The organism is Mycetocola spongiae, assembly GCF_020424085.1.
Lineage (GTDB): Bacteria > Actinomycetota > Actinomycetes > Actinomycetales > Microbacteriaceae > Mycetocola > Mycetocola spongiae.
In genome coordinates this window covers 1568866-1581166 of the sequence record NZ_CP080203.1, presented here as the reverse complement: position 1 = coordinate 1581166, position 12301 = coordinate 1568866, and the positions used below count along the sequence as shown (strand labels likewise).

The 12301-nt window shown below is 65.3% G+C and carries 13 protein-coding genes; 6 read left to right on the top strand and 7 right to left on the bottom strand.

All coding sequences use genetic code 11. From position 1 onward, the window contains the following. Positions 1 to 423, bottom strand: coding sequence for a hypothetical protein (locus KXZ72_RS07130; RefSeq protein ID WP_226083337.1), 423 nt, complete (start codon positions 421 to 423; stop codon positions 1 to 3). 180 nt (positions 424 to 603) lie between these two features. On the opposite strand from KXZ72_RS07130, the gene KXZ72_RS07125 reads away from it, so the two are divergent. Then, positions 604 to 1404, top strand: coding sequence for a DUF4190 domain-containing protein (locus tag KXZ72_RS07125; protein WP_226083335.1), 801 nt, complete (start codon positions 604 to 606; stop codon positions 1402 to 1404). Between the two features lie 81 nt (positions 1405 to 1485). On the opposite strand, the gene KXZ72_RS07120 is transcribed toward KXZ72_RS07125, so the two are convergent. From KXZ72_RS07120 to sdhC, 6 genes are all read right to left on the bottom strand, one after another. Further along, on the bottom strand, positions 1486 to 2526 hold the full coding sequence (locus tag KXZ72_RS07120; protein ID WP_226083334.1) for a hemolysin family protein: 1041 nt from the start codon (positions 2524 to 2526) through the stop codon (positions 1486 to 1488). Beyond that, a complete protein-coding gene (locus KXZ72_RS07115) occupies positions 2523 to 3851 on the bottom strand; it encodes a hemolysin family protein (RefSeq protein ID WP_226083333.1) in 1329 nt (442 codons plus the stop codon). Before KXZ72_RS07115 ends, KXZ72_RS07120 begins: the two co-directional genes overlap by 4 nt. A 236-nt stretch (positions 3852 to 4087) precedes the next feature. Next, positions 4088 to 4849: a succinate dehydrogenase iron-sulfur subunit gene (locus KXZ72_RS07110; RefSeq protein ID WP_226083332.1), complete on the bottom strand. Its 762-nt coding sequence runs from the start codon at positions 4847 to 4849 to the stop codon at positions 4088 to 4090. 2 nt (positions 4850 to 4851) lie between these two features. Beyond that, complete coding sequence (gene sdhA / locus KXZ72_RS07105; RefSeq protein ID WP_226083331.1) at positions 4852 to 6654, bottom strand: succinate dehydrogenase flavoprotein subunit; 1803 nt, start codon at positions 6652 to 6654, stop codon at positions 4852 to 4854. A gap of 20 nt (positions 6655 to 6674) precedes the next feature. Then, entirely contained in the window at positions 6675 to 7115 is a 441-nt protein-coding gene (locus KXZ72_RS07100; RefSeq protein ID WP_226083330.1) for a succinate dehydrogenase hydrophobic membrane anchor subunit, read from the bottom strand. Positions 7116 to 7131: 16 nt separating this feature from the next. After that, positions 7132 to 7464, bottom strand: a complete 333-nt coding sequence (gene sdhC / locus KXZ72_RS07095) for a succinate dehydrogenase, cytochrome b556 subunit (protein WP_264159488.1) — start codon at positions 7462 to 7464, stop codon at positions 7132 to 7134. A gap of 314 nt (positions 7465 to 7778) precedes the next feature. On the opposite strand from sdhC, the gene KXZ72_RS07090 reads away from it, so the two are divergent. From KXZ72_RS07090 to KXZ72_RS07070, 5 genes are all read left to right on the top strand, one after another. Then, complete coding sequence (locus tag KXZ72_RS07090) at positions 7779 to 8894, top strand: mannose-1-phosphate guanylyltransferase (RefSeq protein ID WP_226083328.1); 1116 nt, start codon at positions 7779 to 7781, stop codon at positions 8892 to 8894. 21 nt (positions 8895 to 8915) lie between these two features. Further along, positions 8916 to 10217 carry a thymidine phosphorylase gene (locus tag KXZ72_RS07085; protein WP_226083327.1) on the top strand — a complete coding sequence of 434 codons (1302 nt, stop codon included), beginning with the start codon at positions 8916 to 8918 and terminating at the stop codon, positions 10215 to 10217. Positions 10218 to 10300: 83 nt separating this feature from the next. Continuing rightward, positions 10301 to 11425: an adenosine deaminase gene (locus KXZ72_RS07080; protein WP_226083326.1), complete on the top strand. Its 1125-nt coding sequence runs from the start codon at positions 10301 to 10303 to the stop codon at positions 11423 to 11425. A 114-nt stretch (positions 11426 to 11539) separates the two neighbouring features. Then, positions 11540 to 11998, top strand: a complete 459-nt coding sequence (locus KXZ72_RS07075) for a PTS sugar transporter subunit IIA (RefSeq protein WP_226083324.1) — start codon at positions 11540 to 11542, stop codon at positions 11996 to 11998. A 5-nt stretch (positions 11999 to 12003) separates the two neighbouring features. Continuing rightward, positions 12004 to 12276 (top strand): PTS sugar transporter subunit IIB, encoded by a 273-nt coding sequence (locus KXZ72_RS07070; RefSeq protein WP_226083469.1) that lies wholly within the window; start codon positions 12004 to 12006, stop codon positions 12274 to 12276. The last annotated feature ends 25 nt before the right edge of the window (positions 12277 to 12301 follow it).

Sequence of the window (12301 nt, the reverse complement as noted above, 5' to 3'; positions counted from 1 at the left end):
CTACTCTCTTGCGTCGAGCCGGCGGAGCACGCCGTGGGTGCCAAAATAGCCGGGAACGGTGGCGGCAATGGCCGAGAGGAGCGGAATCCAGCCCGGTTCCACATCGGCGGCGACCCCGCCCACAAGCACCAAAACGATGCCAAAAAGATTCAGGGCGACCAGCAGTGCGGCCAGATCTCCGCGGCGCTCGCGCAGGGATTTACGGGCATGGCCGCTGCGGAAGGACCAGACGGTGACCGCCGAGACGAGGAGGATAAACACCGCGATCAGCCAGGTGGGCGCATGGGTGGGGATGCCGGGACGGTCGGAGCCAAACTGGATGCGCACCGGGCCCGGGACCCAGAGGGCCAGGATGAGCCAGGCGAGCAGGCTCAGGGAGAGCAGGGTGGGGATGAGTCGGGTGCGCTCTGTGCGTGCGGTCACGGGAATCGGCTCCGAGGTAAAACGGACGCCGGATGCGACCGGCCCCCAGTTTATCGGGATCCGTCGCGGGGGCCGCCGGGCGGCGCGGGTCACAAATACATAACAAGTTACGTGAATTATGGGTGGCGGTCGTGCTTGGAGTCTGCTGTGAATTTAAAGCCCATTAGCATAAAACCCATAATGACTAATAATGAACCGTATTATGCACCCCCGGTAGCCCCCAATTATGCTCCGGGCACCGTCCCGAACCAGGCCAAGGGGCTCGCGATTGCCGCCCTCGTGGTGGGCATCGTGGCGTTCCTGCTGGGCCTTGTCCCGATCGCGGGAATCATCGTGGGAGCCGTGGCCGTGGTCCTCGGAATCATCGCGCTTGTGAAGAAGCAGCCCAAGGGCTTTGCCCTGACCGGTACCATCCTCGGTGGAGTCGGCCTGATCGTCTCGGTGATCGTGACGATCCTCGCCACCATCGTTGCCGGTGCCGTGGTGAGCTCGGTGGGCGAGCTCGCCCAGCAGACCCAGGTGGCCGTGGACGAGAACGCCGGAACCACCGGTTCGGGCGATGCCGGAACCCGCGAAAACCCGCTGGCCCTCGGTACCGAGGTTGCCGGCAAGGACTGGACCGTGACGATCAACTCCTTCACGCCCGATGCCACCGCCGATGTGATGGCCGCAAGCCCCATCAATAGCGAGCCCGAGGCCGGCATGGTTTATGGCCTGCTGAACGTATCCCTGGCCTATACCGGCGAGGGCTCCTCGAGCGTGCTGCTGGTTCCGTTCTCGTTTGTCACCACCGATGGCACCGTATATGACGCCTCCGTATTCCTGCCCGAGGCACCCGCCCCCGCGCTGGGCACGGGTGAGCTGTTCGCAGGCGCCGGTACCACCGGAAATATTGTGATCAGCCTGCCGGCCGGAGCCGAGGGTGCCCTGCGCGTATCCCCCGGAATCTTCGCCGATGACGTGTTTTATAACACCAAGTAGTAACCCGGCACCATAACACCGCCGCCCGGGGTGGGACAGCATTCTGTCCCACCCCGGGCGGCGGTGTTTTAAGTCGCGGGCCTAGAGCCGGGTGGCGTCCTCCACCTCGCCCACCAGCTCCTCGATAATATCCTCAAGAAATAGCACCCCCGTGGTCTCGCCCGCGGCATCCAGGACCCGGGCCACGTGGGTGCCCGTGCGGCGCATCGACGCGAGTGCATCCTCGAGCTCGCTCTCGCGGAATACCGCGGCCAGGCGGCGGATACGCTTGGCCGGGACCGGCAGCTTAAAGCGTTCCGGCTCGGTCAGGGTGAGGACATCCTTCAGGTGCAGATAGCCCGAGGGCACGCCCGCGGTATCGGTGAGGATATAACGCGAGAATCCGTGCTCGGCCACGGCCGCCTGGATATCGGCCGGCGAGGCGTTTTCGGGCAGCAGGACCATCTGGGAGATGGGCACCTCCACCTCGGCCACGCGCTTGCTGGTGAACTCAAATGCGGCGCCGAGTGCGCCCGTGGAATCCACCAGCACACCCTCGCGCGTGGACTGCTCCACGATGGTGGCCACCTCATCCAGCGTATAGGCGCTCGTGGCGCCATCCTTGGGTTGCACCCGGAACAGGCGCAGCACCCCGTTGGCGATGGTATTCAGCGTCCAGATGATCGGTCGCACGATCTTGGAGACCAGCACCAGCGGCGGGGCGAGGATCAGGGCGGCCCGGGTGGGCACCGAGAAGGAGATATTTTTGGGTACCATCTCGCCCAGCACCACGTGCAGGAAGGTCACCAAGAGCAGCGCCACGATAAACGCGATCACCCCGATGGCCTCCCCCGAGAGCGTGGTGAAGCCCAGCGGAATCTCCAGCAGGTGATGGATCGCCGGCTCGGACACATTCAGGATCACGAGCGAGCAGACGGTAATACCCAGCTGGCTTGTGGCCAGCATCAGGGTGGCATTTTCCATCGCCCAGAGCGTGGTCTGCGCGGCGCGGCTGCCCGCCTCGGCGCGCGGTTCGATCTGCGAGCGGCGCGCGGAGATCACCGCAAACTCGGCGCCCACAAAAAAGGCGTTAACGATCAGCAGGACAAAAAGCCAGATGATTCCGGGCAGATACTCGCTCATCGGGTGCGACCCTTCTCGGGGGTTACGGCGGGGATCGGGGCGGGGATAAAGCGGATCCGCTCCACATGGGTGCCCTCCACGCGCTCCACGCGCAGCATTCCGCCGTCGATGGCGACCTCCTCGCCCACCGCGGGAATGCGGTCCAGGCGGTCGGTCACAAAGCCGGCCATCGTGTCATAATCGCCGTGGGCGGGCACGCGGATACCCGCGCGTTCGGCCAGCTCATCGGGACGAAGCGAGGCATCAAAAACTACGGTGCCGGAGCTGCGCACGATATCGATGCGGGCGCGGTCATGCTCATCCTCCAGCTCGCCCACGATCTCCTCCACCAGATCTTCCAGGGTCACGATTCCGGCGGTGCCGCCGTGCTCATCGGAGACCACCGCGATCTGAAGACCCTGCTGGCGCAGCAGGCCCAGGAGCGTATCCACGCCCATCGACTCGGGCACGCGCAGCGCGGGCACCATCAGGCTCGCGGCATCCACGGCCGCGGCCTCGGCCAGGGGGACGGCAAATGCATGCTTGACGTGCACGACCCCGAGGATGTCATCGGTATCGCGCCCGATCACCGGGAAGCGCGAGTACCCGGTGGCCACGGCGGCCGCCAGGATCTCGTGGGCGTTTGCGGTGTGCGGCACGGTTGCCACCCGCACGCGCGGGGTCAGCACATCCGCGGCGCTGCGATCGGAGAAGCGCAGCGTGCGATGCAGCAGCTCGGCATGATCCCGGTCGAGGATTCCCTCGAGGGCCGAGCGGCGCACAAGCGAGGTGAGTTCCTCGGCGCTGCGGGCCCCGGAGAGCTCCTCGCGTGGCTCTATGCCCACGGCGCGAATCAGCGCATTTGCGGTGTTGTTAAACAGTCGGATCACGGGGCCAAAGACCGTGGTGAATGCCGCCTGGAACGGCACCACAAATTTTGCGGTGGCGAGGGGCAGGGCGAGGGCGAAGTTTTTGGGAACCAGCTCGCCGATCACCATCGAGAAGAACGTGGCGAGCAGGATACCCACGACCGAGCCCACTCCGGGCACGAGGCCCGCGGGAAGCCCGGCGGATTCGAGGGGGCCGCGCAGGAGGGAGCTCACGGCCGGTTCAAATGTATAGCCGGTCAGCAGCGTGGTGAGGGTGATCCCGAGCTGCGCGCCGGAGAGGTGCGTGGACGTGATCTTCAGGGCCTTGATGGTGGGGCCCAGGCGTTTTTCGCCGCGGGCCTGCCGGGCCTCAAGTTCGTGCCGGTCGAGGTTGACGAGCGCAAACTCGCTGGCCACAAACATTCCGGTTCCGGCGGTCAGCACGAGGCCGATCGCTACGAGGAGCCACTCATTCATGGGGGAGGCGCTCCTTCCGGGCGGTGGCCGCATGCGCGGTCAGGGGCGGAAGGAGCCTGGGACTATGAGAAGGAATATCATCCATTATGGGACCGATATTAGCGGAGGTTTCCTGAAAAAGTTCCCAGAAAATCTTCAGGCTCGGGTCGGCGCCGACCCGCGGCGTACCCGCGGCACGCAAAACGCCCGCCTCCCCGCAAAACTTCGCGGGGAAACGGGCGTCGAGACGGCGAGCGTTAGGGCTTGCCGCGCATGATTGCCGACTTGACCTCGGCGATCGCCTGCGTGACCTGGATGCCACGGGGGCAGGCCTCGGAGCAGTTGAAGGTGGTGCGGCAGCGCCACACACCCTCCTTATCGTTGAGGATGTCCAGGCGCACCTTGGCCTGGTCGTCGCGGCTATCAAAGATGAAGCGGTGGGCGTTGACAATTGCGGCCGGGCCGAAGTACTGGCCATCGGTCCAGAACACGGGGCAGGACGAGGTACACGCTGCGCACAGGATGCACTTGGTGGTGTCGTCGAAGCGGGCGCGGTCGGCCACCGACTGCACGCGCTCCTTGCCCGCACCCGGGGCCGAGGAGGCCTGCAGGAACGGCTGAACCTCGCGGAAGGACTCGAAGAACGGCTCCATGTCCACGATCAGGTCCTTCTCGAGGGGCAGACCCTTAATGGCCTCAACATAGATCGGCTTCGAAATATCGAGGTCCTTGATCAGCGTCTTGCAGGCCAGGCGGTTGCGGCCGTTGATGCGCATGGCATCCGAACCACAGATGCCGTGGGCGCAGGAGCGACGGAACGTGAGCGTGCCGTCCTGCTCCCACTTGATCTTATGCAGCGCGTCGAGCACCCGGTCGGTGCCGTAGAGCTCCACATCGAAGTCCTCCCAGCGCGGCTCATCGTCCACCTCGGGGTTGAACCGGCGGATGATGAGGGTCACGGTGAAGGACGGAATCGCGTCGGAATCCGGGGTGGCGACGGCGGAGGCAGCGGTAGCCATGATTAGTACTTCCTCTCCATGGGCTGGTAACGCGTGACAACCACGGGCTTCCAGTCCAGCGTGATGTGGTCACCGGCGTCGGCGGAGTGCGGGTCACCCGTGAGATACGCCATGGTGTGCTTCATATAGTTTTCGTCGTCACGGTTCGGATAGTCGTCGCGCATGTGGCCGCCGCGGCTCTCCTTACGGTTCCGGGCGGAGAAGACAACAACCTCGGCGAGGTCCAGCAGGAAGCCGAGCTCGATGGCCTCAAGCAGGTCGGTGTTAAACCGCTTGCCCTTATCCTGCACACCGATGTTTTTATAGCGCTCGCGCAGCGTGTGGATGGTCTGCGTGACCTCGGCCAGCGACTCATCGGTACGGAATACCTGTGCGCTGCGGTCCATGTGCTCCTGGAGCTCGCGACGCAGGTCGGCGATGCGCTCGGAGCCGTCGTTGCTGCGCACGTGCTCGATGAGCTCGCGCACCTCCTTGGCGGGATCCTCGGGCAGCGGGACAAACTCGGCGGTCTTGACATACTCGACGGCGTTATTGCCGGCGCGCTTACCAAAAACGTTGATATCCAGCAGCGAGTTGGTGCCCAGGCGGTTGGAGCCGTGCACCGAGACACACGCACACTCACCCGCGGCATAGAGGCCGGGGATGACGGTGGTGTTATCGCGCAGGACCTCGGCGTTCACGTTGGTCGGGATGCCACCCATCGCATAATGAGCGGTGGGCATCACGGGGACGGGCTCAACCACGGGGTCCACGCCCAGATAGGTGCGCGCAAACTCGGTGATATCGGGCAGCTTGGTCTCCAGCACCTCGGCACCGAGGTGTGTGCAGTCCAGGTAGACATAGTCCTTATGGGGTCCGGCGCCGCGGCCCTCGGCCACCTCCTGAACCATGCAGCGTGCGACGATATCGCGCGGTGCGAGGTCCTTAATGGTGGGGGCATAGCGCTCCATGAAGCGCTCACCCGAGGCATTACGCAGGATGGCTCCCTCGCCGCGGGCACCCTCGGTGAGGAGGATTCCCAGGCCGGCCAGGCCGGTCGGGTGGAACTGGAAGAACTCCATGTCCTCCAGCGGGAGGCCCTTGCGCCAGATGATTCCCACGCCGTCACCCGTGAGGGTGTGGGCGTTGGAGGTGGTCTTATAGATCTTTCCAAAACCACCGGTGGCGAAGATCATCGCCTTGGCCTGGAAGACGTGCAGCTCACCCGTGGACAGGTCATAGGCCACAACGCCGGAGGGCTGCTTAACGCCGTCCACCTCGGTCATGATCAGGTCCAGCACATAGAACTCGTTAAAGAAGTTGATGCCGTGCTTCACGCAGTTCTGATACAGCGTCTGCAGGATCATGTGCCCGGTGCGGTCGGCGGCATAGCAGGCGCGGCGAACCGGGGCCTTACCGTGATCGCGGGTATGGCCACCGAAGCGGCGCTGATCGATCTTGCCCTCGGGCGTACGGTTGAACGGAAGGCCCATGTTTTCGAGGTCGATGACCGCGTCGATGGCCTCCTTCGCGAGGATCTCGGCGGCATCCTGGTCTACCAGGTAGTCGCCACCCTTCACGGTGTCAAACGTGTGCCACTCCCAGGAGTCCTCCTCGACGTTGGCGAGGGCGGCGGCCATGCCGCCCTGGGCCGCACCGGTGTGGGAGCGCGTGGGATAGAGCTTGGAGATAACGGCGGTCTTGGCGCCGGGACCGGCCTCGATCGCGGCACGCATACCGGCGCCACCGGCACCGATGATGACGATGTCGAACTGGTGATAGTGCACACCGTCGATGATCGTGGAGTCTGAGTTCTCGTTAGTCACTGATGTATCCAATGTTGAAACTATTTGCAGAACGACGGGAGAAGCTCGGCCGGGCCACCGGTCGGGCAGGGATCAAACGTGAATACCACGAGGGTACCCAGGATGATGAGGATGGCGACGGCGGCCAGGATGGCCACCTTGAGGACGCCGCGCGTGGTCTTGCCCCGGGCGTAGTCGTTCACGATCGTGCGCATGCCGTTGCCGCCGTGGATCAGGGCGAGCCAGAGCATGGCCACATCCCACCACTGCCAGAACGGCTCGGCCCACTTACCGGCCACAAAACCAAAGTTGATGGCGCTGACGCCGGTGCCCGACCACAGGTTCACAAAGAGGTGACCGAAGATCAGGACCACGAGGATAACGCCGGAGACTCGCATATAGAGCCAGCCCCATTTTTCCCAGTTAACACCGGTGGAGCGGCCGCGCGCGCTGCGGGGGGCCTGGAGTGCTGTTGAAGTCATAATGAAGCTCCCCGTTCTAGTGACTGAACACGTTGATCAGGTGCCGCGGCACAAAGGCGAGCATCGTGATGACCCAGAGGGCGATCACGACCCAGAACATCAGCTTCTGATAGCGCGTTCCCTTGGACCAGAAGTCCACGAGGATGATGCGGATACCGTTAAACGCGTGGAAAACGATGGCGCCCACGAGGCCCACCTCGCCCAGACCCATGATCGGCGTCTGATACGTTCCGATGACGGCGTTATACGCCTCCGGCGATACTCGCACCAGGGCAGTGTCCAGCACGTGTACGAGGAGGAAGAAGAAGATAGCCACACCGGTAATTCGGTGCAGTACCCACGACCACATTCCCTCGCGACCCCGGTACAGAGTACCCGCGGGTCGAGGTGCCTTTTTATTTGCCTTCGGCGGAGTCCCTGCAGTCTGCACTGACACGAACGGCCCTCCCATTTTTGAAGCCTCAATACGGCTGCCACACGGGCCGCCGTGCGTCTTTTAGGCGCTAGTGCCTAATTGTAGGCCGACAGTGCGTCGGTTACAGCTAAGGCGACCCTTAGTTGTCGGGTTTTGCGTGGCCGGATTTCCGCGGAAAACGGGTGTTCTTGGCCCCGGGCGGCCCGCCGCTCCGGCGATTGCCCGGGCCGCCGGTTAAGCTAGGGCCCATGAGATCCGCACTAGATCGTTTCTATAGCGTTATTCCGGCCGGGGGAGTGGGGTCCCGTCTGTGGCCGCTCTCCCGGGCCGACGCTCCCAAGTTTTTGCACGACCTGACCGGATCGGGCAGCACCCTGCTGCGCGCCACCTGGGATCGGCTCGCGCCGATCGCGGGTGACCAAAAAATCATGGTGGTCACCGGCCGCGCGCACCGCGCCGCCGTGGAAAAGCAGCTCCCGGGGCTGGCCGATAGCAATATTGTGCTCGAGGCAGACCCGCGCGATTCCTCGGTGGCCATCGGCCTGGCCGCCGCGATCCTCGTGCGCCGCGACCCCGATGTGATCATCGGCTCCTTCGCCGCCGACCACGTGATCTCGGGCGACCGGCTGTTCCGCGCCGCTGTAAACGAGGCCGTGCTGGCCGCCGATGCCGGCTTCATCGCCACGATCGGTATCACCCCCACCGAACCCGCCGTGGGCTTTGGCTATATCAAGTCCTCCGGGGCGCTGGATATCGCCGGCGCCGGCAGCGCCCTCGGCGTGGAGTGCTTTGTGGAAAAGCCCGATCTGGCCACCGCGCAGGGCTATCTGAGCGATGGCGGCTACCTCTGGAACGCCGGAATGTTCATCACCCGCGCGGATGTGCTGCTGGAGGAACTGGGCCGCAATCAGCCCGAGCTGCGCGATACCCTCCTGGAGCTCGCGGCCGCCTGGGACGATGCCGCTACCCGGGGCCCCGCCGTGGACCGGCTCTGGCCCACGCTCAAAAAGATCGCGATCGATTATTCGGTGGCCGAGCCCGCCGCCGCCGCGGGCCGCCTCGCGGTGATCCCCGGCGAGTTTAAATGGGACGATGTGGGAGATTTTGCCTCGCTCGCGAAGCTGAATACCAATGGCAACTCCGGGGACCTCGCGATCCTCGGCGAGAATGCCCGCGTGCTGGCCGATTCCTCGAGCGGAATCGTTGTGAGCGAAACCGGCCGCGTGATCAGCCTGATCGGCGTAAAAAACATCGTGGTGGTGGATACCGAGGATGCCCTGCTGGTGACCACAAGCGAGAATGCCCAGCGCGTAAAAAGCGTGGTGGACGCGCTGAAAATCTCGGGACGTAACGACCTACTCTAAATACCTTCGGGAGGGGACCCCATGTCGCAGAACCGGAACGAGCCCTTTGCGGCCGTGGATATTATCGGCATAAAGCGCGAGGGCGGGGTGCTCTCCGGCGAACAGATTCGCTGGGTCGTGGACGCGTTCACGCGCGGCTATGTGGCACCCGAACAGATGTCGGCGCTCGCGATGGCGATCCTGCTTAACGGCTGCGACCGCCGCGAGATCCGCGATCTGACCCTCGCGATGGTGGACTCGGGGGAGCGGCTGGACTTCTCCGGCCTCGGAAAACCCACCACCGATAAACACTCCACGGGCGGCGTGGGCGATAAAACCACGCTGCCCCTGATGCCGCTCGTGGCGAGCTTTGGCGTGGCGGTGCCCCAGCTCTCCGGCCGCGGCCTGGGGCATACCGGCGGCACCCTGGATAAGCTCGAAGCGATTCCCGGCTGGCGCGCGGATCTGACCCGCGAGGAGATGTTTGCGGCGCTGCGCGAGGTTGGCGGCGTGGTCTGCGCCGCGACCGCGGAGCTGGCCCCCGCCGATCGCGAGCTCTACCGGCTGCGCGATGCCACGGGAACCGTGCGCTCGATCCCGCTGATCGCCTCAAGCATCATGTCCAAGAAGATCGCGGAGGGCACCGGCGCACTGGTGCTCGACGTAAAATTTGGCGCGGGCGCGTTTATGGTGGGACGCGCGGATGCGCGCGAGCTGGCCCGCACGATGGTGGAGCTGGGAACCGACGCGGGCGTGAGCACGCGCGCGCTACTGACCCGGATGGACTCCCCGCTGGGCCTGGCCATCGGCAATGCCAATGAGGTGCGCGAGGCGGTGGAGGTCCTGGCCGGGGGCGGCCCCGCGGATGTGCGCGAGCTGGTGCTGGAACTGGCCCGGGAGATGCTCTCGGCGGCCGGGCGCGATGGCGAGGACGTGGCCGCCGCGCTGGATGACGGCCGCGCGATGGACCGCTGGCGGCGCGCGGTGCGCGCGCAGGGCGGCGATCCCGATGCGCCGCTGGCCCGCGCGCCCGAGCGCCACGAGGTGCGTGCGGCGCGCGATGGCATCCTCACCCGCCAGGACGCGCTGGCCTTTGGCCTGGCCGCGTGGAGGCTGGGCGCGGGCCGGGCCCGCGCCCAGGATCCGGTGCTGCACGATGTGGGAATCGACCTCGCGGCCAAGCCCGGGGATGCCGTGCGCACGGGGGATCTCCTGTTCACGCTGTCCGCGCGCTCGGAGGATCGTTTCCCCGCGGCGCTTGAGGCCCTGCAGAATGCCTGGGATATTTCCCCCGTGGGCACCAATTATCGCGCGGAACCGCTGATCGCCGAGCGCCTCGCCTGACGCCGCGCGGGGCGCGCGTGCACACCCTGTCGAATGAGTTAATTTACCGCCATCACGGGCGTGTCGCGCACTAGACTAATTACGTGAGTAATTCAGCGAAGTACACCCTGCCCGGCGGTATCGACCTGGGCGCCCTGCCCAAGGTATCCCTGCACGACCACCTCGACGGTGGCCTGCGCCCGCAGACCATCCTCGACCTGGCCGCGGCCATCGACCTGGACACCCCCGCCGATAACGCCGCCGACCTGGCCGAGTGGTTTCTCGACCAGTGCAACGCGGGCAACCTCGTGGACTACCTCAAAACCTTTGACCTCTCCACCGCCGTGATGCAGACCCGCGAGGGCCTCACGCGCGTGGCCCGCGAATTTGTTGAGGACCTCGCGGCCGATGGCGTGATCTACGGCGAGGTGCGCTGGGCCCCCGAGCAGCACCTGGCCCGCGGCCTGAGCCTGGACGAGGCCGTCGAGGCCGTGCAGGAGGGCCTGGAGCAGGGCGTCGACGCGATCCGCGCCATCGGCCGCGATATCGAGGTGGGCCAGCTGGTCACCGCGATGCGCCATGCCGACCGCGCGCTGGAGATCGCCGAGCTCGCCGTGCGCCACCGCGACCGCGGAGTGGTGGGCTTTGATATTGCCGGGGCCGAGGACGGCTTCCTGCCCTCCAAGCACCGCGTGGCCTTTGATTATCTGGCCCAGGAATACTTCCCCGTCACCGTGCACGCGGGAGAGGCCGCGGGCATCGAGTCGATTAAGAGCGCGCTCTTTGACGGCCGCGCCCTGCGCCTGGGCCACGGCGTGCGCCTGGCCGAGGATATCAACGTGGAGCGCAGCGACGACGATAACGTCTATGTGACCATGGGCAATCTCTCGCACTGGATCAACGACCGCGAGATCGTCCTGGAGCTCAGCCCCTCCTCCAACCTGCAGACCGGCGCCATCGAGGCCTGGGGCGAGGAACTGATCGACCACCCCTTTGACATGCTCTATCAGCTCGGCTTTAAGGTCACCGTCAACGTGGATAACCGCACGATGAGCGGCACCACCCTCACGCGCGAGCTGGCCCTCCTGGTCGAGGCCTTCGATTATGACCTGGAGGATCTGGAGATCCTGCAGCTCAACGCCGCGGCCGGAGCGTTTATGCCGGTCGAGGATCGCGAGTTCCTGATCGAGCAGATCAAGGCCGGATTTGATGCGGCGGCCAACGCATAGCGTCGATATACCCGAACTCCCAGGTCGGAACGGGTAGCCTGTTGCACAGAGAGCCCTAACCCAGGGTTCTCTCACCCGATTCGTCAGCATCACACAGCCCGTTTGAGGATCACAATGCCGTTGCCCCCGCTTCCCGATTCCGCCATCAGCCTGCACGCCGCCGCCGAGGACTGGCGCTCGGCGGTGCGCCTGGCCGGGGACGCGCTGGCCCATGCCGGGTTCACCACCGAGGAATACTCCGCCCGCATGGTGCAGGTGGTGGAGGAATACGGGGCCTATATTGTGATCGCTCCGGGCCTCGCGCTTGCCCATGCCCGGCCCGGCGCGGATGTGCTCTCCCCGGGCGTGAGCGTCGTGACGCTCTCCGAGCCTGTCAACTTCGGGCACCCGCATAATGATCCGGTGAACGTGCTGATCGGGCTGGCCGTGACCGGCGCCGAGGAACACGTCACGAGCGTGGCCGAGCTGGCCAATGTTTTTAACGATGCCCGGTCGATCCCGGCACTCGCGGAAGCCACCACCCCCGAACGCGTGCGCGAGATTCTGGGCGCCCGCGCGACCTCCGAGGAGTAATCATGATGCATATCGTGGCAATCTGTGGCGCCGGCGTGGGCACCTCCGGCATCCTCAAGGTGAATGCCGAGCGGGTATTGCAGCGCCTCGGCATCGAGGCCGAGGTCACGGCCTCCGATGCCGCCTCGGTGCAGACCGCCGCGGCCGATGCCCAGGTGATTCTGACCTCGCCCGAGCTGGTCTCGGCGATCGGAAAAACCTATGCCGATGTGGTTGTGATTAATAACTATTTTGACCTGGAGGAGCTCTCCGAGAAGCTGCTGCGCGCGCTCGGCTAGCCCCGCGCCGCGGCGGGCCGCCGGG

What these genes read in the sequence shown, in the direction of transcription:
- KXZ72_RS07125 (WP_226083335.1), top strand. Translation starts at nt 604, where the DNA reads ATGACTAATAATGAACCGTATTATGCACCCCCGGTAGCCCCCAATTAT.
- KXZ72_RS07120 (WP_226083334.1), bottom strand. Translation starts at nt 2,526, where the DNA reads ATGAGCGAGTATCTGCCCGGAATCATCTGGCTTTTTGTCCTGCTGATC.
- KXZ72_RS07115 (WP_226083333.1), bottom strand. Translation starts at nt 3,851, where the DNA reads ATGAATGAGTGGCTCCTCGTAGCGATCGGCCTCGTGCTGACCGCCGGA.
- KXZ72_RS07110 (WP_226083332.1), bottom strand. Translation starts at nt 4,849, where the DNA reads ATGGCTACCGCTGCCTCCGCCGTCGCCACCCCGGATTCCGACGCGATT.
- KXZ72_RS07100 (WP_226083330.1), bottom strand. Translation starts at nt 7,115, where the DNA reads ATGACTTCAACAGCACTCCAGGCCCCCCGCAGCGCGCGCGGCCGCTCC.
- sdhC (WP_264159488.1), bottom strand. Translation starts at nt 7,464, where the DNA reads ATGTGGTCGTGGGTACTGCACCGAATTACCGGTGTGGCTATCTTCTTC.
- KXZ72_RS07090 (WP_226083328.1), top strand. Translation starts at nt 7,779, where the DNA reads ATGAGATCCGCACTAGATCGTTTCTATAGCGTTATTCCGGCCGGGGGA.
- KXZ72_RS07085 (WP_226083327.1), top strand. Translation starts at nt 8,916, where the DNA reads ATGTCGCAGAACCGGAACGAGCCCTTTGCGGCCGTGGATATTATCGGC.
- KXZ72_RS07075 (WP_226083324.1), top strand. Translation starts at nt 11,540, where the DNA reads ATGCCGTTGCCCCCGCTTCCCGATTCCGCCATCAGCCTGCACGCCGCC.
- KXZ72_RS07070 (WP_226083469.1), top strand. Translation starts at nt 12,004, where the DNA reads ATGCATATCGTGGCAATCTGTGGCGCCGGCGTGGGCACCTCCGGCATC.